The organism is Blastococcus sp. TF02-8, assembly GCF_003319175.1.
In the GTDB taxonomy this organism is placed as follows: domain Bacteria; phylum Actinomycetota; class Actinomycetes; order Mycobacteriales; family Geodermatophilaceae; genus Blastococcus.
Genome location: NZ_QOHK01000001.1, coordinates 460626 through 483710, shown reverse-complemented (window position 1 = coordinate 483710; position 23085 = coordinate 460626). Strand labels below are relative to the sequence as shown.

25 protein-coding genes are annotated in these 23085 nt (G+C 73.4%); 21 read left to right on the top strand and 4 right to left on the bottom strand.

Going from position 1 to position 23085, the window contains the following annotated elements; translation table 11 throughout:
* Nucleotides 1–210: 210 nt before the first annotated feature.
* Entirely contained in the window at nucleotides 211–2040 is a 1830-nt protein-coding gene (locus tag DQ237_RS02285) for a SpoIIE family protein phosphatase (protein WP_166509458.1), read from the top strand.
* Between the two features lie 58 nt (nucleotides 2041–2098).
* Nucleotides 2099–3121: a DNA topoisomerase IB gene (locus tag DQ237_RS02280; protein WP_240619338.1), complete on the top strand. Its 1023-nt coding sequence runs from the start codon at nucleotides 2099–2101 to the stop codon at nucleotides 3119–3121.
* An 89-nt stretch (nucleotides 3122–3210) separates the two neighbouring features.
* Here DQ237_RS02280 and DQ237_RS02275 read toward each other — a convergent pair whose 3' ends face one another.
* Together DQ237_RS02275 and DQ237_RS02270 are read right to left on the bottom strand one after the other, a co-directional pair.
* A complete protein-coding gene (locus DQ237_RS02275; protein WP_113796671.1) occupies nucleotides 3211–3603 on the bottom strand; it encodes an STAS domain-containing protein in 393 nt (130 codons plus the stop codon).
* A gap of 259 nt (nucleotides 3604–3862) precedes the next feature.
* Complete coding sequence (locus DQ237_RS02270; protein WP_113796669.1) at nucleotides 3863–4276, bottom strand: hypothetical protein; 414 nt, start codon at nucleotides 4274–4276, stop codon at nucleotides 3863–3865.
* Nucleotides 4277–4467: 191 nt separating this feature from the next.
* Between DQ237_RS02270 and DQ237_RS02265 the strand changes: the two genes are divergently transcribed.
* The 9 genes from DQ237_RS02265 (at nucleotide 4468) to DQ237_RS02225 (ending at nucleotide 13131) form a co-directional block, all read left to right on the top strand.
* Nucleotides 4468–5043, top strand: a complete 576-nt coding sequence (locus tag DQ237_RS02265) for a DUF1360 domain-containing protein (RefSeq protein WP_113796667.1) — start codon at nucleotides 4468–4470, stop codon at nucleotides 5041–5043.
* Between the two features lie 154 nt (nucleotides 5044–5197).
* Nucleotides 5198–6208, top strand: coding sequence for a Ku protein (locus tag DQ237_RS02260; protein WP_113796665.1), 1011 nt, complete (start codon nucleotides 5198–5200; stop codon nucleotides 6206–6208).
* Between the two features lies 1 nt (nucleotide 6209).
* Nucleotides 6210–7178, top strand: coding sequence for a non-homologous end-joining DNA ligase (gene ligD, locus DQ237_RS02255; RefSeq protein WP_240619337.1), 969 nt, complete (start codon nucleotides 6210–6212; stop codon nucleotides 7176–7178).
* A complete protein-coding gene (ligD, locus tag DQ237_RS02250) occupies nucleotides 7175–8104 on the top strand; it encodes a non-homologous end-joining DNA ligase (protein WP_113796663.1) in 930 nt (309 codons plus the stop codon). The genes ligD (DQ237_RS02255) and ligD (DQ237_RS02250) overlap by 4 nt, the downstream gene beginning before the upstream one ends.
* A 115-nt stretch (nucleotides 8105–8219) precedes the next feature.
* Nucleotides 8220–9095: a formyltetrahydrofolate deformylase gene (purU, locus tag DQ237_RS02245; protein ID WP_113797433.1), complete on the top strand. Its 876-nt coding sequence runs from the start codon at nucleotides 8220–8222 to the stop codon at nucleotides 9093–9095.
* Between the two features lie 154 nt (nucleotides 9096–9249).
* A complete protein-coding gene (locus DQ237_RS02240) occupies nucleotides 9250–9690 on the top strand; it encodes a Fur family transcriptional regulator (RefSeq protein WP_113796661.1) in 441 nt (146 codons plus the stop codon).
* Entirely contained in the window at nucleotides 9687–11348 is a 1662-nt protein-coding gene (locus DQ237_RS02235; RefSeq protein ID WP_113796659.1) for a catalase, read from the top strand. The genes DQ237_RS02240 and DQ237_RS02235 overlap by 4 nt, the downstream gene beginning before the upstream one ends.
* A 151-nt stretch (nucleotides 11349–11499) precedes the next feature.
* Entirely contained in the window at nucleotides 11500–12795 is a 1296-nt protein-coding gene (locus DQ237_RS02230) for an aromatic acid/H+ symport family MFS transporter (RefSeq protein WP_113796657.1), read from the top strand.
* 33 nt (nucleotides 12796–12828) lie between these two features.
* Entirely contained in the window at nucleotides 12829–13131 is a 303-nt protein-coding gene (locus DQ237_RS02225) for a dihydrodipicolinate synthase family protein (RefSeq protein WP_113796655.1), read from the top strand.
* A 6-nt stretch (nucleotides 13132–13137) separates the two neighbouring features.
* Here DQ237_RS02225 and DQ237_RS02220 read toward each other — a convergent pair whose 3' ends face one another.
* Both DQ237_RS02220 and DQ237_RS02215 read right to left on the bottom strand, forming a co-directional pair.
* Nucleotides 13138–14091, bottom strand: a complete 954-nt coding sequence (locus DQ237_RS02220; protein WP_113796653.1) for a proteasome assembly chaperone family protein — start codon at nucleotides 14089–14091, stop codon at nucleotides 13138–13140.
* A 90-nt stretch (nucleotides 14092–14181) separates the two neighbouring features.
* A complete protein-coding gene (locus DQ237_RS02215) occupies nucleotides 14182–15474 on the bottom strand; it encodes an AI-2E family transporter (RefSeq protein WP_113796651.1) in 1293 nt (430 codons plus the stop codon).
* Nucleotides 15475–15551: 77 nt separating this feature from the next.
* On the opposite strand from DQ237_RS02215, the gene DQ237_RS02210 reads away from it, so the two are divergent.
* The 10 genes from DQ237_RS02210 (at nucleotide 15552) to DQ237_RS02160 (ending at nucleotide 23050) form a co-directional block, all read left to right on the top strand.
* Nucleotides 15552–16019 (top strand): PPOX class F420-dependent oxidoreductase, encoded by a 468-nt coding sequence (locus tag DQ237_RS02210; protein ID WP_113796649.1) that lies wholly within the window; start codon nucleotides 15552–15554, stop codon nucleotides 16017–16019.
* A gap of 38 nt (nucleotides 16020–16057) precedes the next feature.
* Nucleotides 16058–16645, top strand: a complete 588-nt coding sequence (locus tag DQ237_RS02205; protein WP_205730036.1) for a hypothetical protein — start codon at nucleotides 16058–16060, stop codon at nucleotides 16643–16645.
* The gene (locus tag DQ237_RS02200) at nucleotides 16642–17166 is read left to right on the top strand and encodes a hypothetical protein (protein WP_113796645.1); all 525 of its coding nucleotides are present in this window, start codon (nucleotides 16642–16644) and stop codon (nucleotides 17164–17166) included. The genes DQ237_RS02205 and DQ237_RS02200 overlap by 4 nt, the downstream gene beginning before the upstream one ends.
* Before the next feature lie 70 nt (nucleotides 17167–17236).
* Entirely contained in the window at nucleotides 17237–17782 is a 546-nt protein-coding gene (locus DQ237_RS02195) for a hypothetical protein (protein ID WP_113796643.1), read from the top strand.
* A 19-nt stretch (nucleotides 17783–17801) separates the two neighbouring features.
* Entirely contained in the window at nucleotides 17802–18554 is a 753-nt protein-coding gene (locus DQ237_RS02190) for a dienelactone hydrolase family protein (RefSeq protein ID WP_113796640.1), read from the top strand.
* Between the two features lie 297 nt (nucleotides 18555–18851).
* The gene (locus DQ237_RS02180; RefSeq protein ID WP_113797431.1) at nucleotides 18852–19250 is read left to right on the top strand and encodes an ankyrin repeat domain-containing protein; all 399 of its coding nucleotides are present in this window, start codon (nucleotides 18852–18854) and stop codon (nucleotides 19248–19250) included.
* Nucleotides 19251–19316: 66 nt separating this feature from the next.
* Entirely contained in the window at nucleotides 19317–20618 is a 1302-nt protein-coding gene (locus DQ237_RS02175) for an AI-2E family transporter (RefSeq protein WP_113797429.1), read from the top strand.
* Nucleotides 20619–20749: 131 nt separating this feature from the next.
* The gene (fabG, locus tag DQ237_RS02170) at nucleotides 20750–21526 is read left to right on the top strand and encodes a 3-oxoacyl-ACP reductase FabG (RefSeq protein ID WP_113796638.1); all 777 of its coding nucleotides are present in this window, start codon (nucleotides 20750–20752) and stop codon (nucleotides 21524–21526) included.
* Between the two features lie 82 nt (nucleotides 21527–21608).
* Nucleotides 21609–22376 carry a crotonase/enoyl-CoA hydratase family protein gene (locus DQ237_RS02165; RefSeq protein WP_113796636.1) on the top strand — a complete coding sequence of 256 codons (768 nt, stop codon included), beginning with the start codon at nucleotides 21609–21611 and terminating at the stop codon, nucleotides 22374–22376.
* A gap of 65 nt (nucleotides 22377–22441) precedes the next feature.
* Nucleotides 22442–23050, top strand: a complete 609-nt coding sequence (locus DQ237_RS02160; RefSeq protein WP_166509456.1) for a TetR/AcrR family transcriptional regulator — start codon at nucleotides 22442–22444, stop codon at nucleotides 23048–23050.
* The last annotated feature ends 35 nt before the right edge of the window (nucleotides 23051–23085 follow it).

Sequence of the window (23085 nt, the reverse complement as noted above, 5' to 3'; positions counted from 1 at the left end):
CGCTCCTTCGTTCCCGGCGCGCTCGACCCTCGAGCCGCGGCGGTCCATCCTGCCCGGGGTCCGCCGCGGGCTCGCGGGTCGTTCCCGGGTCACTGCACAAGGAGGCTGGTTACCCGCGCGGCAGGCCCCCGGAAACGTGGGCCTGCCCACGGGCGCCAACCGTGGGAGCGCGGTTGCCGCACCCCCCGCCCTGAGGTTCCCTGGCCGGTGATGAGCGCCAGTTCCGGCAGTCTGCCACCCTCCACCGCCCACCCTCTGGACGAGGGTGCCGCCGTGCTGGTCGCCGCGCTCGACGCCGCTCCGCACGCCGTCTTCCTCCTGCGGGCCGACACTCCCGTCCCCGTGTGGCTGAACGCCCGGGCCCGCGAGCTCCGGGACGGGGCGGACGGTCTCCCCGAGGTCGCCGGCCGCCCCGTCACCGACACCGTCGACGCGGCGCTGCGCAGTGGCCGCCCGGAGACGGTGCTGGGCCGGCTCGGGGCCGGCGGGCCGCGCACGTCGGCGACGGCGCGGCCGCTCACCGTGGACGGCGAACGGGCCGCGCTCCTGGTGCTCGAGGAGATCGACGGGAACGCCGCGGACGACCTGCACCGCGCGCAGCTGTCGCTCCTGCCCCCGTCGCTGCCGATGTTGCCGGACCTGCGCCTGTCGGGGAGCTACCACCGGGCGACGGACTCCTCGGCGGCGGGCGGTGACTGGTACGACGCCATCCCGCTCGGCAAGGGGCGGCTGGCCCTCGTCGTCGGCGACGCCGTCGGCCACGGGGTGGCGGCGGCCGGGGCGATGAGCCGTCTCCGGGGTGCGCTGCGCTCCACCCTCCTCCGGGAGAGCGATCCGGCCGCGGTGCTCGCCACCCTGGACGCCTTCGCCGCCCAGATGGAGGACATCGAGGGGACGTCGATCTTCTACGGCGTGCTGGACGCCGGCACCGGCCGGCTGGTCTACAGCGCGGCGGGCCACCCGGCTCCGCTCGTCGTGGGGGCGGACGGGGCGATCGTCTGGCTCGACGTCACCCCGCGCCCCCCGCTCGGGAGCCTCCCGGGCGCGCCGGCGCCGGTGCACGAGGCCCTCGTGCCGCACGGGGCGACCCTCGTCCTCTTCTCGAACGGGGCGGTGGCCGGCGCCGACGAGCCCCCGACGGTCGCGCTGGACCGGCTCGGACAGGTGTCCCGTGAGGTCCTCGCTGCGCCGGAGTCCCTCGACGCCGAGGCCGCGGCCGGCATCGCCGACGCCGTGGCCGAGGGGGTGCGGCAGCCGCAGGGCTGGCTGGACGACGTCGCCGTGCTGGTGGTGCACCGCCGGGCCACGGCCCAGGAGGAGTTCCGGCTCGACCTGACTGCGGTGCCCCAGGCACTCCCCGGCGTGCGGCGGCGGCTCAACGCCTGGCTGACCGCGCTCGGCATGGGGGAGCAGGACCGCGTGGGGGTCATGGTGGCCGTCGGCGAGGCCTGCGCCAACGCCGCCGAGCACGCCTACTCCGGTGTCGAGCCCGGTCCGATGACCGTGACGGCGCACGTGGACGTCGACGGCGTGCTCACCGTGACCGTGCACGACGAGGGCACCTGGCGTCCGCCGGACCGCGACCCGGGTGACCGCGGGCGCGGGCTGCTGATCATGCGGCAGCTGGTCGACGGCGTGACCCTGGCCGACGACCACGGGACGACGGTGACGTTGAGCTTCCGGCTCCGGCAGACACCCGACGCCGACCTGGACACCCCGCGTGCGGTCGAGGGCATCGACATCGAGGTGGACCGGGACGGGCAGCGACCGGTCGTCCGTGCCCGGGGCGCCATCGACGGGTTGTGCGCCGAGCAGCTGCGCATCCGGCTGCTCGAGGCCAGCCACGGCGGGGCCGCCCCGATGGAGCTGGACCTGACCGGCGTGACGCTGTTCAGCAGTGCCGCGGTGCGGGTCGTGCTCGCGATGGCGCGGATCGCCCGCGGCGAGGGCTGGCGGTTGGTCGTGCACGCGCCCGAGGGCGGCGTGACCCGGCACGTCCTGGAGATCAGCGGGCTGGACGGGCTGGTGGAGCTGCGCTGAGGCGTGACGCTGCGCCGCCGCGCGTTTGCGGAACGCCTCCGGTGCCCATCCACCGCCCGTGAGACTGCGGCGGAGCGACGTGCACGGCCCCGGCTACTCGCGCCGGCGCGCGGGGCGGGGCTTCGCCTACCGCGATCTGGACGGCTCCCTCATCCGGGATGACCGGCTCGACCGGATCCGGGCGCTGGCGATCCCCCCGGCGTGGAAGGACGTCTGGATCTGCCCGTGGCCGAACGGGCACATCCAGGCCACGGGCGTGGACGCTGCCGGGCGCCGGCAGTACCGCTACCACGACCAGTGGCGGGCCCGGCGGGACGCGGAGAAGCACGAGCGGGTGCTCGAGATCGCCCGCCAGCTGCCCGACGTGCGCGACGCGGTCAAGGCGGCGCTGCGCACGCGGGGGCTGAACCGCGACCGCGTGCTGGCGACCGCGATCCGCTTGCTCGACCTCGGTGCCTTCCGCATCGGGAGTGAGCAGTACGAGGAGGAGAACGGAACCTTCGGCCTGGCCACGCTGAAGCGGGCGCACGTCTCGGTGCGCGGCGAGCGGACCTTCTACTCGTACACGGCCAAGGGCGGGATCGACCGCGAGGTGGAGATCACCGACCGGCCGGTGGCCACCGTCGTCCGCCAGCTGCTCGAGCGACCGGCCGATGCCGGTGAGGACCTGCTGGCCTACCGGACCGAGGACGGCGAGTGGCGCGACGTCACCAGCAGCGAGATCAACGCCTACCTCAAGGAGATCAGCGGCGCGGAGATCTCGGCCAAGGACTTCCGCACCTGGACGGCGACCGTGCTGATGGCCGCCGCGCTCGCCGAGGCACCCCCGCCGACGTCGAGGACGGCGCGCAAGAAGCTCGTCAGCGCGGCCTACAAGCAGGTGAGCGAGCAGCTGGGGAACACGCCGGCGGTGTGCAAGGCGAGCTACGTGGACCCGCGGGTGGTGGACCGCTTCGAGCACGGCGAGACGGTCGCGCACGTCCTGAGGGAGGCCGATGAGGCCCTGGAGTCCGGCGGGATGGCCGACCGGGACACCCAGAAGGTGCTCGAGCAGGCCGTCTGCCAGCTGCTGTCGGCCTGAGCAGCGTCCACCGAACGCGAGGAAGGCCCCCACCGGAACCCGGCGGGGGCCTTCCTCGCGGCGCCGCCCCGGAGGGCGGCACCCGACGCTCAGCGGGCGTCGGCGATCGTGAACAGGTCGATCAGACCGGTGACCTCGAGCGGCCGGGTGACGGCGCGGGTCGTGGCGATGAGCCGCAGGGCGACCTCACGGCTGCGGGCGGACTTCTGCGTCTCCACCAGCACGGCCAGGCCGGCCGAACCCAGGAACTGCACGCCCGAGAGGTCGATGACCAGCTCGCTGGGCGACTGCTCGAGCTGGCTGTCCAGCGTGGAGCGCAGCACGGGGGCGGTGAAGGTGTCCACCTCGCCGACGACCGTGACCGTGACCGCGCCGTCCTCGCCGGTGGAGGTCGACAGCGTGATCACGTCGTCGAAGGGTGCCTCCGTGCTCTCGGTCGACACGTCGGGCTGACCCTCGGCGGGCAGGTCGGAAGTGGTCACGGACAGTGGCTCCTCTCGGCGGCACCCGGACGGCGGACCGCCCGGACAATCTACCGCTGTGCGCGCCGGGGGCTCGGAGGTCCCCGGTGCGCCGGTGGTCGAACGTGTGTCGTGCCGGACGGGGGCCCAGCGCGGCGCGGCTACCTGCTGAACCGCGGACCCAACGTAGACAACCCACCGCGCCCGCGCCAACCCGCCCCCCGCGAGCCACCCGTGGGGGTGTCTGCGGGGAGCGGGTCGGCGGGCCGGACCGGGGCGGTCAGCCGTCGGTGATGTGCACCGCGGCCTCCTCGGGACCCTCCCCGCCCACCGGCACGTCGGCAGTGGCCTCGACGTCGTCGGCGGTGCGGTTGGTGCCGGAGTCGCTGAACGGAGTCGTGGGGGTGTCCTGCTCCAGCTGGGCGTCGGCGCGGTTGGGGTCCTCCGCCGGACGCACGTCCAGGGCGCCGTCGGGGATCTCGCGGTCGAGGCGGCCGCTGAGCGACTCGCCCTCGGACTGCTCGAAGGCGGTGGTGCCGAAGTCGGTGCTGGCGCCCGGTCGCTCGCCGGGCAGCGCCTCGAACTGCGGGTCCTCGGCGGTCTCCATGGTCGGGGAGTCGTCCTGGGCGGTCTCCGGGATGCCCTCGTCCTCGGGGAAGACGTCGCGCGCGGTCTGGCCCTCGGGCTGCGTCATGCGGTGCCTCCGTCTCTGCGCGGTGTGCGCGGCTGTCCGTCGTGGCGCCGTGGCAGGCGCCGGAGCCGGTCGGTGGGACCGGCGTCGGACCACCGCCCTACCCGGCGCGTGAGAGGCCATGCGCCGGTGTGGGTCGCGGCACTCCGTCGGGCGGTCGGCATGGGCGGTCCGCGAGGGGGTAGCGGGGAGTCATGGCATTCACAGACGAGGTGCAGCGGGTCGGGGCGCCGATCCGCCGCTGGGCCCGGACCCAGAAGCGCGAGTACACCCAGGGCGAGCCACGGCCGCTGGCCGGTGACCTCGGCGCGATGGGCGTGTACGCGAGCCTCGTCGCGGGTGGGGCGGCCGCCGTCCGTGCGTCGGGGAAGCGGCTGCCCGAGCGCATCCCGCTGGGTGACGCCGTGCTGCTGACCGTCGCCACCTTCCGGTTGGCGCGCCGGATCGCCAAGGACCCGGTGACCGCCCCCTTCCGGGCACCGTTCGTGAAGTTCGAGGGGCCATCCGGGCACGCCGAGGTTGCCGAGGAGGTCCGGGAGCACGGCGGGATCAAGCACGCGGTCGGCGAGCTGGTGACCTGCCCGTTCTGCCTGGCGCAGTGGGTGGGGACGGCGTTCGTGTTCGGCTACGTGACCGCGCCGCGCGCCACCCGGCTGGCGGCCCTGACCATGACCACGGTCGCGGGCTCCGACGTCCTGCAGTTCGTGTACGACGCGATCCAGAACGGCGCCCTCGCCCCGTCGGAGGACGAGGCCGGCGTGCAGTCGTGACCGCGCCATGACGGTCGGTGGCTGTCGCCCGTAGGGGGGAGCCGCGGCGTCGTCCGGGCTGCCGCGGGTACCGCAGCGGACCTATCCTGCGATCTTGACCCGGATCCGGGGTCGTGGAGCGTCGCGGGCGTCCGGGGCGCGAGGGAGGAGCGGCATGCGATCGATCTGGCGCGGCGCCGTGTCGTTCGGCCTGGTCAGCATCGGTGTGAAGCTGTACTCCGCCATCGAGGACAAGGACATCCGCTTCCACCAGGTGCACGCCGCCGACGGCGGCCGGGTGAAGTACAAGCGGGTGTGCTCGATCGACGGCGAGGAGGTCGAGTACGCCGACATCGCCAAGGGCTACGAGCTGCCCAGCGGCGAGGTCGTGATCCTCACCGACGAGGACTTCGACGAGCTGCCGCTCAGCACCCGCCGGGAGATCGAGGTCCTGGAGTTCGTCGACCAGGCCGAGATCGACCCGATCATGTTCGAGAAGACCTACTACCTCGAGCCCGACGGCCCCGCGGCCCGCCCCTACGTGCTGCTGCGCGACGCGCTGGAGAACGCCGGCCAGGTGGCGATCACCAAGATCGCGCTGCGCCAGCGGGAGTCGCTGGCCGCGCTCCGGGTGCGCGACGGCATCCTCGTGATGCACACCATGCGCTGGCCCGACGAGATCCGGCGTCCGGACTTCGCGTTCCTCGACGAGGACATCTCGGTGCGGCCGCAGGAGCTGAAGATGGCCGAGGCGCTCATCGGCTCGATGACCGCCGAGTTCGACCCCTCGGAGTTCACCGACGAGTACCGCGAGGCCATGACGGCGCTGCTCGAGGCGAAGCAGAGCGGTGGCGAGGTCGCCCAGCCGGCCGAGGCGCCCGACGACGGCGCGGCGGTGGTCGACCTGATGAGCGCTCTGCGCCGCAGCGTCGAGCGCGCCCGCGGCGGTGCGGTCGAGGACGACGAGCCGGCAGAGAAGCCGGCCGCCCGCCAGGCCGCCCCGAAGAAGGCGGCCACGAAGACGTCGGCCACGAAGACGTCGGCCACGAAGGCGGCGGCCACGAAGGCGCCTGCCGCGAAGGCGCCGGCGAAGAAGGCCGCCGCGAAGAAGGCGGCTGCTCCGGCCGAGAAGGCCGCAGCCGCCGGCGACAAGCCGCCGGCCAAGCGGGCCCGCCGCAGCGCCTGAGGTGGCGGCACCCGAGCCGGCGGGGCTCCCGCTGCCGATGCTCGCCGTCCCCGGTGAGCTGCCGCCCGACGACGGCGGCTGGGGGTACGAGTTCAAGTGGGACGGCGTGCGGGCGCTGGCCGGGATCCGGGACGGCGGGCTGACGCTGGCCTCCCGCAAGGGCACCGACATCACGGTCCGCTATCCGGAGGTGGGCCGGCTCCCGGGCGCGGTCGCCGGCCGGGACCTCGTCGTCGACGGCGAGATCGTGATGATGGACGCGCTGGGGCGGCCGGACTTCGGCGCCCTGCAGAACCGGATGCACCGCACCGGCCCCGAGGTGCCGCGCATGGCCGCGGCCGCGCCGGTGACCTATCTCGTCTTCGACCTGCTCGCCCTGGACGGGCGCGACCTCCGCAACCGCCCCTACGGCGAGCGGCGGGAGCTGCTGGACGAGCTGGCGCCGGCCGGGAACCGCTGGGTGCTGACGCCGTGGTTCCCCGGCTCGGGGGCGCAGGTGCAGGCGGCGAGCGAGGAGAACGGGCTGGAGGGCGTCGTCGCCAAGCGGCTCGACTCCCCCTACCGCGAGGGCGTCCGCAGCCCCGAGTGGCGCAAGGTCAAGAACTTCTTCACCCAGTCCGTCGTCGTCGGGGGATGGCGTCCGGGGCAGGGGCGGCGCGAGGGCACCATCGGCTCGCTGCTCGTGGGAGTTCCGGACGACGAGGGCCGGCTGGTCTACGTCGGGCACGTGGGCACCGGGTTCACCGACGCGGCGCTGCGCGACCTGCAGCGGTTGCTGACCCCGCGGGCGGCCACGCCGTTCCACGGAGTGCTGCCCCGGGAGGTCACCCGCGACGCGCACTGGGTGGAGCCGGACCTCGTCGGCGAGGTCGCCTACGCCGTGTGGACCGCCGAGAACCGGCTGCGCCACCCGGCCTGGCGGGGGATCCGGGACGACCTGGAGCCCGACGACGTGGTGCGCGAGTCATGACCGGGAAGCAGCGGGTCGAGATCGCCGGGCGTCAGCTGGGTGTCTCGAACCTGGAGAAGGTGCTCTTCCCGGAGGTCGGTTTCACCAAGGCCCAGGTCATCGACTACTACGTGCGCGTCGCACCGGCGCTGCTGCCGCACGTGGCCGGCCGGCCGGTGACCTTCACCCGCTGGCCCGACGGCGTCGAGGGTCAGGCGTTCTACGAGAAGAACAGCGCCCGGCACGCGCCGGAGTGGGTGCGCCGGGTCACGATCCCGAGCCCGGGCAGTTCGCGGGGCCGGGAGACCCTCGACATGGTCGTGCTGGAGGACGTCGCGGATCTCGCGTGGGCGGCCAACCTCGCGGCGCTCGAGGTGCACGTGCCGCAGTGGCAGGTGGACGACGACGGCGAGCCGCAGCTGCCTGACCTCCTGGTGCTCGACCTCGACCCGGGGCCCGAGACCGGCATCTACGAGTGCTGTCTCCTGGCCGAACGGCTCGGCGCGCGGCTGGAGGCCGACGGGCTGGACCCGGTGGTGAAGACGTCGGGCTCCAAGGGCATGCAGGTGTACGCGCCGATCTCCACGCCGTCGGACCGCGAGCACCCGAGCCGGTATGCCAAGGCGCTGGCCCAGGAGCTCGCGGCGGAGACGCCCGACGACGTCGTCTGGCGGATGGAGAAGGCGCTGCGCCCCGGCAAGGTGCTCATCGACTGGAGCCAGAACAACCCCGCGAAGACGACGGTGGCGCCGTACTCGCTGCGGGCGCGCGCGGGGGCGACGGTGTCGACCCCCATCGGCTGGGACGAGGTGGACGCCGTGCGCGACGGCTCGCTGGAGCCGGCCGCGCTGCGGTTCACGACCGATCAGGTGCTCGCCCGGGTGGAGGAGTACGGCGACCTGTTCGACGTCGCCGGCGCCCGTCGCGCCCCGCTGCCGGAGGTCTGACGCCGCGCTGCCCCCGTGATCATGAAGTTCGGGAGGCGACGCGCCGGTTCCTGACGCCGCGGCGCTTCCCCAACTTCATGATCACGCGGGCGCGGGGTCTGGGAGTATGCGCGGCATGGCTTCCGCGCAGAATCCCGGCTCCACCGACGCCGGGCGGCTCGTCGTCCGCTGCCCCGACCGACCCGGGATCGTCGCTGCGATCAGTGGCCTGATGGCCGAGGTGGGCGCGAACATCACCGACTCGCAGCAGCACTCGTCGGACCCCAGCGGTGGCACGTTCACGCTGCGGCTGGAGTTCGTCCTCGCGGATCTGGCCGCGCGGCGCGCGGAGCTCGACTCGCGGCTGGCCGAACTGGCGGGGGAGTGGCAGCTCACCTGGCGGCTGGTCGAGGCCACCCACCGTCCCCGGGTCGCGGTGTTCGTGAGCCTCACCGACCACGTGCTCCAGGAGCTGATCTACCGGGTGAATGCCGGCGACCTGCAGGCCGACATCGTCGCCGTCGTCTCCAACCACCCCGACCTCGAGCCGGTCGCCGCGGCGGCCGGTATCCCGTTCCACCACGTGCCGGTCACACCGGAGACGAAGGCCGAGGCCGAGGCGCGGGCGCTGGAGCTGATCGGCGACGTCGACCTCGTGGTGCTCGCCCGCTACATGCAGATTGTCTCGCCGGAGTTCTGCGCCCGCTTCCCGGAGCGGCTGATCAACATCCACCACAGCTTCCTGCCGGCCTTCGTGGGAGCCAACCCCTACCGTGCGGCGCACGACCGCGGGGTGAAGCTGATCGGCGCCACCGCGCACTACGTCACCGCGGAGCTCGACGCCGGCCCGATCATCGAGCAGGAGGTCGCGCGGGTGGACCACCGGGCGACGGTCGAGGACATGCGCCGCGTGGGCCGGTACGTCGAGCGCCAGGTGCTGGCCCAGGCGGTCACCTGGCACGTGGAGGACCGCGTGATCGTGGAGGGCCCGCGCACCATCGTCTTCGCGTAGTGCCGCGGATGATCAGGTGACCTGATCGTTCTGGGTCCTCCCTCACCGTCGACCACGAGGGAGGACCCGTGGTGATCAGGTCACCTGATCATCATGGGTGGTCTACGCCTCCTTCTTTTGACTCAGTCAAGAAAAGGGCGTTGACTGGTCGGCGATGGAGACGACCTGGGCGCAGCACCTGCGAGAGGCGGGGCTGCGCGTGACGCGGCCGCGCCTGTCGGTGCTCGACGTCCTGGCCGACCATCCCCACGCGGACGTGGACACGATCGTGACCGGCGCGCGCGAGCAGCACCCGTCGTTGTCGCCCCAGGCCGTCTACGGGGTGCTCACGGCGTTCGTCGCCGCGGGGATCGCCCGCCGCATCGAGCCGGCCGGCGCGCCCGCGCTGTTCGAGCTGCGCGTGGGCGACAACCACCACCACCTGGTCTGCCGCTCGTGCGGCGCCGTCGCCGATGTCGACTGCGCCGTGGGGGCTGCTCCCTGTCTGAGCCCCTCGGACACGGCCGGCTTCGTCGTCGACGAGGCCGAGGTCGTGTTCTGGGGGCTCTGCTCGACCTGTCTGAGCAGGAAACACGAGGAGGAACACCCAGCATGACCGACGTCGCATCGCAGGGCCCGGCCCCGAGCGAGGCCGACCGCCCCGTTCTGACCAACCGTCAGGGCCACCCGGTCTACGACAACCAGAACCAGCGGACCGTGGGCGCCCGTGGTCCCGCGACCCTGGAGAACTACCAGTTCCTCGAGAAGATCAGCCACTTCGACCGGGAGCGCGTCCCGGAGCGTGTCGTGCACGCCCGCGGCATCACGGCCTTCGGCTACTTCGAGGCCGACGGCACCGTCGGTGACGAGCCGATCGCGAAGTACACCCGCGCCAAGCTGTTCCAGGAGAAGGGCAAGCGCACCGACGTCGCGCTGCGCTTCTCGACCGTCGCCGGCGGACGGGACTCCTCCGAGTCCGCCCGCGACCCCCGCGGCTTCGCCGTGAAGTTCTACACCGAGGACGGCAACTGGGACCTCGTCGGCAACAACCTGGGCGTCTTCTTCATCCGCGACGCGATCAAGTTCCCCGACTTCATCCACTCGCAGAAGCCGGACCCGGTCACCTTCGAGGCCAACGTCGCCGAGCGCGCGTTCGACTTCTTCAGCCAGACCCCCGAGGCCATGCACATGATCTCGCTGGTCTTCAGCCCTCGTGGCACGCCGGCGAACTACCGGCACATGCAGGGCTTCGGCGTGAACACCTACAAGTGGGTCAACGCCCAGGGCGAGACCGTGCTGGTCAAGTACCACTGGTACCCCAAGGAGGGCGTGAAGTCCTGGGGCCCCGCCGACGCCGCTGCCGCGCAGGCGAAGAGCCTCGGCACCCACACCAAGGACCTGCACGACGCCATCGCCGCGGGCGACTACCCGCAGTGGGACCTCTACGTGCAGATCATGAGCGACGACGAGCACCCGGAGCTGGACTTCGACCCGCTCGACGACACCAAGACCTGGCCGCAGGAGCTCTTCCCGGTCCGCAAGGTCGGCACGATGACCCTGAACCGGATGCCGGTGGACAACTTCACCGAGAACGAGCAGATCGCCTTCGGCACCGGTGTGCTGGTCGACGGGCTGGACTTCTCCGACGACAAGATGCTCGTCGGCCGGACGTTCTCCTACTCCGACACCCAGCGCTACCGCATCGGGGCCAACTACCTGCAGCTTCCGGTCAACCAGCCGAAGGCGCGGGTCGCCACCAACCAGCGCGACGGCCAGATGGCCTACGGCGCGGACCGTGCCGAGGGCACCAACCCGCACGTGAACTACGAGCCGTCGATCCTCGGCGGCCTGCGTGAGGCGCAGTACCCCAGCCACGACGAGCAGGGTCCGGTCATCACCGGTCGGCTCACCCGCAAGCGGATCCCGCGCACGAACGACTACCAGCAGGCCGGTGAGCGCTACCAGCTCTCCGAGCAGTGGGAGAAGGACGAGCTGGTCGCCAACCTCGTCGGTGCCCTCGAGCAGTGCCGCCGCGACATCCAGGAGCGGATGGTCTGGCACTTCTTCATGTGCGACGACGAGTGGGGCCAGCGGGTCGGTGAGGCCCTGGGCATCACCGCGGACGACGTCCGGGGCCTGGAGCCGCTGCAGACCCAGACGCTGGACGAGGACGAGCTGGCGCGTGCGGCGAACCTCGGCAAGAACGGCCCGCGCGACGTCACCGGCAAGGACATGACGCACTGCGTGCCGAACGAGCACGTGACCGTCTCCTGACGAGCGCGTAGCTCCGGCACGAGCAGCGGGCCGCGACCGGGATCTCCCGGTCGCGGCCCGTCGTCGTTCCGGCCAGCGGAGGCCGAGTGGGGCGGTGGCGGCCGAAGCCCTAGCGTTCGAGGGCACCTGACGCCGATCCCCGGGAGACCCCGTGAGCTCCACCTCGACCGCCGGCGGAACGACCGCCCGCGCCACCGGCTGGGTGGCCCCGCTGTGCTGGATCGCCGTCCTGCTCGACGGGTTCGACCTCGTCGTCGTGCCCACGACGCTGAGCGGGCTGTCGAAGGACTGGGGGCTGTCGGCGGGCGGCGCGAGCACGCTGATCACCGTCGGTCTGATCGGCATGATGGTCGGCGCGCTGAGCATCGGCACGCTGACCGACCTGCTCGGCCGGCGCAAGGCGCTCATCGGTGCAGTCACTGCATTTTCCGTGCTCACCGCGCTCTGCGCGCTCGCGCCCAACCCGGTCGTCTTCGGTCTCCTGCGGTTCCTCGCCGGGCTCGGGCTCGGCGGCTGCCTGCCGACGGCGATCGCGATGGTCAACGAGTTCAGTCGCGGTACCCGGGGTGGCCGCGCGACGACGACGATGATGACGGGCTACCACGTCGGTGCCGTCGCCACCTCGGCGCTGGGCATCCTGGTCGTGGAGCCGCTGGGCTGGCGCTGGATGTACGTCATCGGCGCGGTACCGGCCCTCGTGCTGGTGCCTCTCATGCTCCGCCACCTGCCGGAGTCCGCGGCGTACCTCGCCGCGCACGGCCGCCGCCCGGAGGCCGAGGAGGTGGCCCGCCGGTACGGCCTGGAGCTCGAGGCGCCCGCCGCCACGGTGGACCCGCACGCGGGGGAGGCCAGCGCGGGAGGCGCCGCGGCGAACCTGCGGACTCTGTTCGGCGCCGGGTACCTGCGCAACACCGTGGCCATCGGCGTCACGTCCTTCATGGGCCTGCTGCTGGTCTACGGGCTGAACAACTGGCTGCCCGGCATCATGCGCGAGGCCGGGTACGAGCTCGGTGCGCAGCTGGCGTTCCTGACCGTGCTCAACCTCGGGGCGGTCGCCGGACTGCTGGTGGCCGGAGGCGTGGCCGACCGCATCGGCGCCCGGAAGGCCGGCGTCGCCTGGTTCGCCGCCGCGGCCCTGCTCCTGGCGCTGCTGTCGATCAAGCTGCCGATCGTCGGCATCTACCTGATGGTCTTCCTGACCGGCTGCTTCGTCTTCAGCGCCCAGGTCCTGGTGTACGCGCTGGTGAGCGCGGCGCACCCGCCGCAGGTGCGGGCCACGGCCCTCGGCTGGTCGGCCGGGGCGGGCCGCATCGGCGCCATCGTCGGCCCGATCCTGGCCGGCCTGCTGGTCGGCGCCGGCGTCGCCTTCCCGTGGGGCTTCTACATGTTCGCCGTCGTCGGGCTCCTCGGAGCGGTGGCCCTGAGCGTCACCCGCCAGTCGCGCTGACCCGGACCCGCGGGTTCCCCAACCGCAGGGCCGGTGCGAGAGTGGTCGGCATGTCGAGCATGCGCGGCGGCCGCTGCGCACCTGGCGACGGAACGCTTCGTGGAGGTGGCGCGCGCGTTCGACGGGAACGACGTCGCCCGGGCACGCGAGGTGTGGCGCACCGTGGCGCCGATGGTCCCGACGCTGTTCGCCGAGTCCAACCCCATGCCGCTCAAGTACTGCCTCTGGCGTCTCGGGCTGATCCGGTCGCCGGAGTGCCGCCTGCCCCTCACCCAGGTGTCGAGCGGCATGGCGGCCACCCTGGAGTCCCTGGTCGCCGGGTTGCCGGAACGCTGACCGGCGTCAGTCGCGGGGGCGCTTGCGGTCCTGGTCGGCCAGGAACCGCTCGAACTCCGCGCCGATCTCCTCGGCGCTCGGCACCTCGCCGGCGGCGCCGAGGAGGTCGGTGCCCTCGCGCGCCGCGGTGAAGGAGTCGTACTGCTGCTCCAGGGCGGCGACCACCGCGGTGTTCTCCGCCGAACGCCCGATCTGCTCGTCGATCTCCGTGCGGTTGGCCTCGGCCGCCTCGCGCAGGGCATCGGTGGGCAGCCGCAGACCGGTGAGCCGCTCGAGGTGCTCGATCAGGGTGAGGGACGCCGCCGGGAAGGTCGCCTGCGCCAGGTAGTGCGGCACGTGCGCGGCGACGCCGAGCGCGTCGACCCCGACCTCGCCCATGCGCAGCTCCAGCAGGGCCGAGACGCTGCCCGGGATCTTCATCTCGCCCCAGTAGACCGGGTAGGGCTCGATCAGCTGGCGTCGGGTGGCGTGCGCGGTGACGGTGACCGGCCGGGTGTGCGGCACCGGCATCGGGATCGCCTGCAGCGCCACGACGCTGGTGACGCCCAGCCGGTCGACCAGGGTGCCGACCGCGGCGACGAACCGCTCCCAGGCGTAGTCGGGCTCCGCGCCGTGCAGCAGTAGGAACGTCTCCCCGGCGTCGTCCTCGACGGCGTACAGCAGGATCTCCGGCGCCGTGAACGACTCGTACCGGTCGGAGTTGAACGTCATCCGCGGCCGGCGCGCCCGGTAGTCGACGAGGCTGTCGGCGTCGAAGCGCGCGATCACCTCCGCGGAGAGCGCGCTGAGCAGGTGAGCCCCGGCCAGGGTGCCGGCCGAGGCGGCGTCGAAGTCGCCGGCGAGGTCGTGCACCAGAACCAGCCCGCGTCGCTCGGCCGGGTCGGTGACCGCGGCCTCGCGGTCGAGGAACCGGTCTGCCGCGGGGAGCAGCTCGACGAGCTCCTCCGGTCGCTGGGCCACGGGGGGACCTCCTGGTGCTCGGGAACCGGACGGGGGGTGCAGCACGCGGGTGCTGGCCCGGCATTCCCATCGTCCCCCGGAGGGGAGGGGTCAGCCGCGCCGGGTCTCCTCCGGCTGCGGGGCGGCCACCTGCTCGTGGACGACGGCGGTGCCCGAGTCGTCGCCGTGGACGCGCGCCCGGGTGCCGTCGTCGGCGACCTCGGGCTCCTTGTCGTCGAGCTCGTCCCGCACGTAGCGGTAGACGACGGCGATCAGCGCGGCGACCGGCACGCCGAGGAAGGCGCCGATGATGCCGGCCAGACTGCCCCCGGCGGTGACAGCGAGGATGACCACGGCGGCGTGCAGGTTGAACCCACGCCCCTGGATGATCGGCTGCAGGACGTTGCCTTCCAGCTGCTGCACCACCAGCACGATGACCAGGATGATCAGCGCGGTCGTGAAGCCCTGGTCGACCAGCGCGATGAGGACGGCGAAAGCACCGGCGACGAACGCACCGATGATCGGGATGAAGGCCCCGAAGAAGGTCAGCACGGCGAGCGGGATCACCAGCGGCACGTCGCAGATCCACAGGCCCAGCCCGATGAAGAAGGCGTCGATGAAGCCGACGAAGGCCTGCTGGCGGATGAACTCCGAGAGCGTCGCCCAGGTCTTGTAGGACAAGGCCGCGACGTGGCGGGCGGCGCGCGGGCCGGTCTGGGCCGACAGCCACGGCACCCAGCGGGGGCCGTCCTTGAGGAAGAAGAAGCAGAGCACCAGGGCCAGCACGAGGTTGATCAACCCGTTGCCGACGGCGGACGCGCCGCTGACCGCGTACCCGGCGATGTTGGCCGCGTTCCCCTGGATGGAGTTGATCGTGGAGTCGACGGCGTTGCCGATCTGGTCCTCGCCGAGGTTGAACGGCGGTCCCTGCAGCCACTCCTGGACGTCCTGCAGGCCGCGCGAGGCCTGGTCGGCCAGCTCGGTGACCTGGTCGGCGACCGAGGGGGCGATCGCGGCGATGATGCCGCCGAAGATCGCGAGGAACGCCACCAGGACGATGGCCGCCGCCAGCGCCGGCGGCCATCGGTGGGCCCGCAGGAAGCGCACCGGCGGCCACAGCACCGTGGCGATGAGCAGGCCGAGCACGATCGGCAGCAGGATCACCCAGAGCTTGCCGAGGACGTACCCCAGGACGTAGACCGCGGCGAGGATCAGCAGGAGCTGCGCCGAGGTGCTGGCCAGCGTGCGCAGCGCCCGCTGCATCTTGGGGCCGCGACCGCTCGTGGGAGCCGGCGCGCTGGACCGGGCCGGCGCGGCCTCGTCCACGGAGGGCGCCGGCTGGGGGCGTGTCTCGTCCGCACCGCGCGCAGCAGCGGGCGTCCGACCGGGCAGGCGCAGCTTCATGCTGCGATCCCACCACGGATCGCGCGGGTGTACCGGCCGGGAAACGATCATCACACCGTCGTCGTAGCGTTCCGGCCATGCCGAAGATCGCCACCGCCGACCGGGTCGACCGCGAGGCGCTCCTGGACTTCCTGCGCCCCCGGCACCGGGCCGTGCTGGTCACCCGCCGCGCCTCGGGCGCGCCGCAGCTCTCGCCGGTGACCTGCGGGGTCGACGCCGAGGGGCGCATCGTCGTCTCCACCTATCCGCAGCGGGCGAAGGTGGCCAACGCGCGCCGCGATCCGGCGGTCTCGATGTGCGTGCTCTCCGACGAGTGGGACGGGCCCTGGGTGCAGGTCGACGGCGAGGCGGAGGTGCTCGACCTCCCGGACTCGGTGGAGCCGCTGGTGGAGTACTTCCGCTCGATCAGCGGGGAGCACCCCGACTGGGACGAGTACCGGGCGGCGATGGTGAAGCAGGGCAAGTCGCTGCTGCGGGTCACCGTCACCGGGTGGGGCCCGATCGCCACGGGTGGCTTCCCCGCCGAGATAGCCGACAAGCTCTGAGACTTGCGTTGCCTAGAGAAAGCTGTCAGGCTTGCCTGGTGCCGTACGTCATGACCGTCGACCAGCAGGGCAGCCGGCGAGGCCCCGATCGCGTCGGTGAGGCCCTCGCCCGGCTCGGCGACGGGCTTCGCCCCGTCCTGCCCTTCGAGCGGACCGCGGGAGACGAGTTCCAGGGAGTCCTCGGCACGCCGGAGGCGGTTCTCGAGGTGACCGTCCGCCTCGTGCGGCTCGGCGGCTGGAGCATCGGCATCGGTGCCGGACCCGTGCAGAACCCGCTGCCGCCCAGCACCCGCGCGGCCGCCGGGCCGGCCTTCCTGTGCGCCCGGCGAGCGGTCGACGCGGCGAAGCAGCGCCCGATGCGCCTCGCCGTGCGCGGCGCCGTCCCCCCGGACGCGGCCGACGCGCAGGCGGTGCTCAGCGCCCTCGCGGTGCTCGTGGCGCGGCGCAGCCCGCAGGCGTGGGAGGCCATCGACCTCGTCGAGGACGGGCGCACCCAGGCCGAGGCGGCCGCGGAGCTCGGCATCTCCCGGCAGGCGGTGGGCCAGCGGCTGGCCGCGGCGTCCTGGGAGCTGGAGCGGGAGCTGCGGCCCACGGCGGCCCGGCTGCTGGCGAGGGCGGCCGGATGACGACCGGGGTGCTGGTGCTGCTCGGGCTGGTGGCGCTGGCCGGCCTGCTCCTGACGCTGCGCGGCGAACGCCGACCTGTGGTCATCGGGGGAGCGGTGGCCCTCGTCGGGGCCCTCGCCGTCGCCGCCGGGCTCGCCTGGATCGGGCAGGGCGTCGGCACCGGCGCCCTGCAGGGCGGCGTGGTCCTCGCCGTCCTGGCTGCCGTCACCGGCGGCAGCCCGGTGACGACGGCGGTGCTGCACGCCGCCGACCCGGCCGCGGCCGGGGTCACGGGCGGCCCGCAGGACCCCGACATCCTGCGCGGCGGCGCCTGGATCGGTGTCCTGGAACGCGCCGCGATCGCCGGGACCCTGCTGGGCGGCTGGCCCGAGGGCCTGGCCGTCGTCCTGGCCGTGAAGGGACTGGGACGCTTCTCCGAGCTGCGCGCCCCGGCCGCGGCCGAGCGCTTCATCGTGGGCACCCTGGCCAGCGCGCTCTGGGCCGCGGCGTGCGTCGGGGTCGTGGCGCTGCTCCGGCTGTGAGCGCACGCCGAGCGGGGTGATCACGAGGCGGCGACAATGGAGGCTCACCGTCGTCCCTCCTGGAGGCCTCGTGCCCGACCCGACCGCCACCGGCGCCGTCCGCAACCCCGAGCTGCTGGCCATCTACTGCAACGACCACCTGGCCGCGGCGACCGGCGGGATCGAGCTGGTCATCCGGATGATCGGCCGGCACCGGGGGACCGCCTACGAGGCGCCGCTGGAAGGGCTGCTGGACGAGCTGCGCGAGGAGAAGGCCGCCCTGCGCAGCACCATGCACTCCCTCGGCGCCCCGGTGCGGCAGTACAAGCTGCTCGCCACCTGGGTCGCCGAGAAGTTCAGCCGGGGCAAGCTGAACGGCCGCCTGCTCTCCCGGTCCCCGCTCAGCGACCTGGTCGAGTTCGAGTTCATCGCCACCGCCGTGCTGGCCAAGCGGGCGGGCTTCGAGACGCTGCGCGCCCTGGGCGAGTCCGACCGCCGGGTCGACGCCGCTCTCTTCGAGCGGCTCATCGACCAGGCCGACCGCCAGCACCGCTGGCTGGCCGAGGCGCGCCGGGAGGTGGCGGAGGAGATCTTCGGCGGCCGCTCGGAAGCCGCCAGCGACGCCGCCGACACCTGAGCCGAGGAGTTCTCCCCGCATGTGCCACAGCCACGACAGCCGCCCGCCCGCGCCCCCGCGCAGCGGAGCGGTCGGGTCCAGCACGGCCTCGACCCTCACCGCCGCCGACGGGACGGAGTTCTCGGTCAGCACGGCCCTGCCGGCCGAGCCGGCCCGCACCGGGGTCGTGATCCTCCCCGACATCCGCGGCCTGCACCCCTACTACGTGGCCCTGGCCGAGCGCTTCGCCGAGGCCGGCGTCGCCGCGGTCGCCATCGACTGGTTCGGCCGGACGGCGGGGATCGCCGCGACCGGCACGCGCGGCGAGGACTTCGACTGGGAGCCGCACATCCCGCAGACCACCGTCGAGGGCATCGACGCCGACGTCACCGCGGCGATCGCGCACCTGCGGGCGCAGGCGGGGGAGGACCTGCCGATCGTCACCGTCGGCTTCTGCTTCGGCGGCAGCCACTCCTGGCGGCTGGCCGGTGGCGATCTCGACCTGGCCGGCTGTGCCGGGTTCTACGGCCGCCCCTCGTTCGTGGGCGACGCGGCCGACCGGGCGCACCTGCCCACGGTGATGCTGATCGCCGGAGCGGACACCGCGACGCCGGTCGAGGAGCAGCGAGCCCTCGCCGAGCGGATGCGTGCGGCCGGTGCCGAGGTCGACGCGGTGGTCTACGACGGCGCCCCGCACTCCTTCTTCGACCGGGCTCACGGCGACTGGGCCGATGCCTGCCGCGACGCGTGGGAGCACGTGCTGGCCCTGACCGACCGGGTGGCCCGCTCCTGACCGGCTCGGGTCCGGCGTGGGGACGGTTGTCGGGAACGTCCGTCGACGTGCGCCGGGCAACGGCTGCCGACCTGCCGGCCCTGGTGGGGTTGCTCGCCGACGACCCGCTGGGCCACGGGAGGGAGCGAACCGCCGACCTGGATCCCTACCGGGCTGCGCGCTCGTGCAGCTGACGACCGACCGGACCCGTGCCGACGCCCACCGCTTCTACGAGAGCCTCGGCTTCTCGCACACCCATGCCGGCTACAAGATCGCGCTGTGACGGCGGTGTCGGCCGCGGTCTCCTACGCTGGTGGCGTGAGCGGCCAGCAGATCGACCCCGACGTGATCGAACTCGCCGGACGGGTCTTCGACCTCGCCCGCGGGGGATACACCGAGGAGCTCGCCGCCTACCTGGACGCGGGGGTGCCGGCCAACCTCACCAACGACAAGGGCGACACCCTGCTCATCCTCGCGGCGTACCACGGGCACCCGGCCACGGTGAGGGCCTTGCTCGCCCACGGCGCCGACCACGGGCGGGCCAACGACCGGGGCCAGACGGCGTTGGCGGCCGCGGTGTTCAAGCAGTCCGCCGAGACCGTGCAGGCGTTGCTCGCCGCCGGGGCCGACCCGGACGCCGGCGGCCCGAGCGCGCGTGAGATGGCCACCTTCTTCGACCTCCCGGCGATGGCGGAGCTGCTGGACGGGCGCGCCTAGCGCGCTCACCCTCGCCGCGCGGCGAGGGTGAGGGGACGATCGACGCCATCGAGGGGGAGGGTGGGCATGGCGGCACCACGTGACCTGCCGGCGACAGCAGGCCCGCGGGCACTCGGCGCCCGCGACCCGGAGCCGGACGACCCGGCCACCGAGGTCGCGGTCGAGGTCGCCACGGCCGAGCCCGCCCCGACCGGGCTGCCCCGATGGCTGCTCCTCGTCGGTGGGGTCGCCGCCGCCACCATCGCCGTCGCGGGTCTGCAGGCGGTCGCCTGGCTGGTCGCCCCGGTGTTCCTCGCGCTGGTCGTCGTCATCGCCCTGGCGCCGGTGCAGAGCTGGCTGCGCGGCATCGGCGCGCCCCGGTGGGTGGCCACCACCGTCCTCCTGCTGCTGGTGTGGGCGGTCCTGCTGGGCTTCGTGGCCCTGCTCGTCGTCTCCGTGGCGCAGTTCGCCGCGCTGCTGCCCGACTACGCGGGCCAGGCGCAGGCGCTCATCAACGAGGTCGTCTCCGACCTCAACAGCCGGGGCATCGTCTCCGGGCAGCTGTCGGACCTCGTCGAGCAGATCGACTACGGCTCGCTGGTGGGACTGGCGACCGACCTGCTCGCCCGGCTGACCAGCGCGGCCTCGACGCTGGTCCTGCTGCTCTCGGCGCTGGTGTTCATGGCCATCGAGTCCGGTGGCTTCAGCCGCCGGATGGCGCTGGTCGCCTCCGAGCGGCCGCACCTGCCGGTGGCCCTCAGCCTTTTCACCCGCGGCACGCGCAGCTACCTGCTGGTCAGCACCGTCTTCGGCGCGATCGTCGCGGTGGGCGACACGATCGCGCTGGCCTGGCTCGACGTGCCGGCCGCCCCGTTGTGGGGCGTGCTGGCCTTCATCACCAACTACGTGCCCAACATCGGCTTCGTGCTGGGCGTCGCGCCGCCGGCGGTGCTCGGGCTGCTCGCCGGCGGGTGGGGCGAGCTGGTCGCCATCATCGTCGTCTACTCGCTGCTGAACTTCGTGGTCCAGACGCTGATCCAGCCGCGCTTCGTCGGGGACTCGGTCGGTCTGTCGATGACGGTCACCTTCGTCGCGCTGCTGTTCTGGAGCTGGGTGCTCGGGGCGCTCGGGGCGCTGCTGGCCATCCCGCTGACGTTGCTGGTCAAGGCGCTGCTGGTCGACGTCGACCCGCGGGGGCACTGGCTCGACGCGCTGCTGCGGGAGGAACCCCGCGCCCCCCGCACCATGCGGGCGCGGCGCCGGATGGCCGTGCGGCACGCCACCCTCGCCTCGATGCGGCGGCTGCACCACCACCCGCACCGCCGGTCCTCCGCGGCGGCGGGGCAGGGCGCCGAGGGCGTGCAGGCCGTGGACGCGGAGACGCGCTGACCGCTCGGGAGCTCGTCGTGCGCGGACCTTGTGACAGGGGCCGCAACCGGCGGCCGTAACGTGTCGGGCGCAGCTCGCCGCGCACCGGGGCTCCCCGGTGATCGCCGGCATCCGACCCGAAGGGAACTCACATGAGCGAGGCAGGCACCACGGGGGCACCGTCCCGCGTGGCCATCGTGACCGGCGCGGCCCGTGGCATCGGCGCGGCGACCGCGATCCGGCTGGCCCAGGACGGCTTCGCCGTCGCCGTCCTCGACCTGGACGAGGGCGCCGCCAAGGCCACCGTCGAGGCCATCGAGTCCGCGGGCGGCAAGGCGCTGGCCGTCGGCGCCGACGTCAGCGACTCCGCCGCGGTCGAGGCCGCCGTCGAGCGGATCGCCACGGAGCTCGGCCCGCCGACCGTCCTGGTCAACAACGCCGGCGTCCTGCGCGACAACATGCTGTTCAAGATGTCGGACTCCGACTGGGACATCGTCATGAACGTGCACCTGCGCGGCGCCTTCCTCATGACCCGTGCCGCCCAGAAGCACATGATCGACCAGAAGTTCGGCCGGATCGTCAACCTGTCCAGCACCTCGGCGCTGGGCAACCGCGGTCAGGCCAACTACTCCACCGCCAAGGCCGGTCTGCAGGGCTTCACCAAGACCCTCGCCATCGAGCTGGGCAAGTTCGGCGTCACGGCCAACGCGATCGCGCCGGGCTTCATCCAGACGGAGATGACCAAGGCCACGGCCGACCGCATGGGCATCCCCTTCGACGACTTCATCAAGGGCGCCGCCTCCCAGATCCCGGTCGCCCGCGTGGGCCAGCCGGAGGACATCGCGCACCTGGTGTCGTTCTTCGTCAGCGAGGGCGCCGGCTTCGTCTCCGGTCAGGTCGTCTACGCCGCCGGCGGTCCGAAGGCCTGACGCGCGCGTTCCATCCCCGCACGAGGCCGGGCAGCCGCATAGGCTGCCCGGCCTCGTGCCATTTCCCGCGTCCGGAGGTCCCGTGTCCGAGCAGCCCGTCCTCGTCGAGCGCCGCGGTGCGGTGCAGGTCATCACGATCAACCGCCCGCGGGCGAAGAACGCCCTCGACGCCGCCGTGGCGCGGGACGTCGCCGCCGCGGTCGACGAGCTGGACGCCTCCGACGAGCTGCGCGCCGGCGTGCTCACCGGCGCCGGCGGCTTCTTCTCGGCGGGGATGGACCTCAAGGCGTTCCTGCGCGGTGAGACGCCGGCCATCGAGGGTCGGGGCCTGTGCGGGATCACGAGGACGCCGCCGCGCAAGCCGCTGATCGCCGCCGTCGAGGGTGGCGCGCTGGCCGGCGGCTTCGAGCTCGTGCTCGCCTGCGACCTGGTGGTCGCCGGCCGGGGTGCGCGGTTCGGCGTCCCGGAGGTGAAGCGGTCCCTGGTCGCCGCCGGGGGAGCCGCGCTGCTCCTGCCGCAGCGCATGCCGCGGGCCGTGGCGCTGGAGCTGCTGCTCACCGGCGACCCGGTGGAGGCCGAGCGCGCCGCGGCGGTGGGGCTGGTCAACCAGGTGGTGGAGGACGGCGCGGCGGTGGAGGCGGCCGTGACCCTGGCCGAGCGGATCGCGGCCAACGGACCCCTGGCCGTCGCGGCCACCAAGCAGGTGGTGCTGTCCGCGCCCGCCTGGTCGCCGGACGAGGCGTGGGACCGGCAGGACGAGATCGTGCGGCCGGTGTTCGCCTCCGAGGACGCCCGTGAGGGCTCGACGGCGTTCGCCGAGCGGCGGGAGCCGGTGTGGCGCGGTCGCTGACCGCGTGACCGCTTGCACACCGTGAAAGATTGCACGGTGTGCACGAAAGCTGCTTCACTGGGCCGGTGACGGGGCCGGGGCTGCGCGAGCGCAAGAAGCGGGACACCCGTGCCGCGCTCGCCCGCGCCACCCTCGACCTGGCGGCCGAGCACGGGCTGGCCGAGGTGACCGTCGAGCAGATCGCCGCGCGGGCCGGCGTCTCCTACCGGACGTTCTTCAACTACTTCTCCGGCAAGGAGGAGGCGCTGCTGCGCCCGGACGACGGCGACGTCACCTTCGCCCCGCGGCTGCTCGCCCAGGACCCGTCCCTGCCCCCGCTCGAGGCCGCCCGGCGGGCGCTGCGCGAGCAGCTCGCCGTCCTGGACGAGGACCAGGCGGGCTGGCGGCTGCGGCTCACCGTGATCGCCGCGGCACCGGAGCTGCTGCCGCGGCTGATGGAGATCGGATCCGCGGGCGAGCGCGAGATGACCGAGGCGCTGGGCGAGTTCACCGGCCTGGACCCCGCCCGCGAGCCCTATCCGGCACTGCTGGCAGCCGTCCTCGGGTGCGCGGTGCGCGTGACCCTTGCGCACTGGCACGCCGCGGGCGCCGCCCGCCCGCTCGCCGCGCTGTTCGACGACGCCGTCGACACGCTGGCCGCCGGCCTGCCGGCGCCCGCCCCGCAGATCCCCTGACCCCCGACGGCCGATCGCCGTCGGGGAACCGAGCA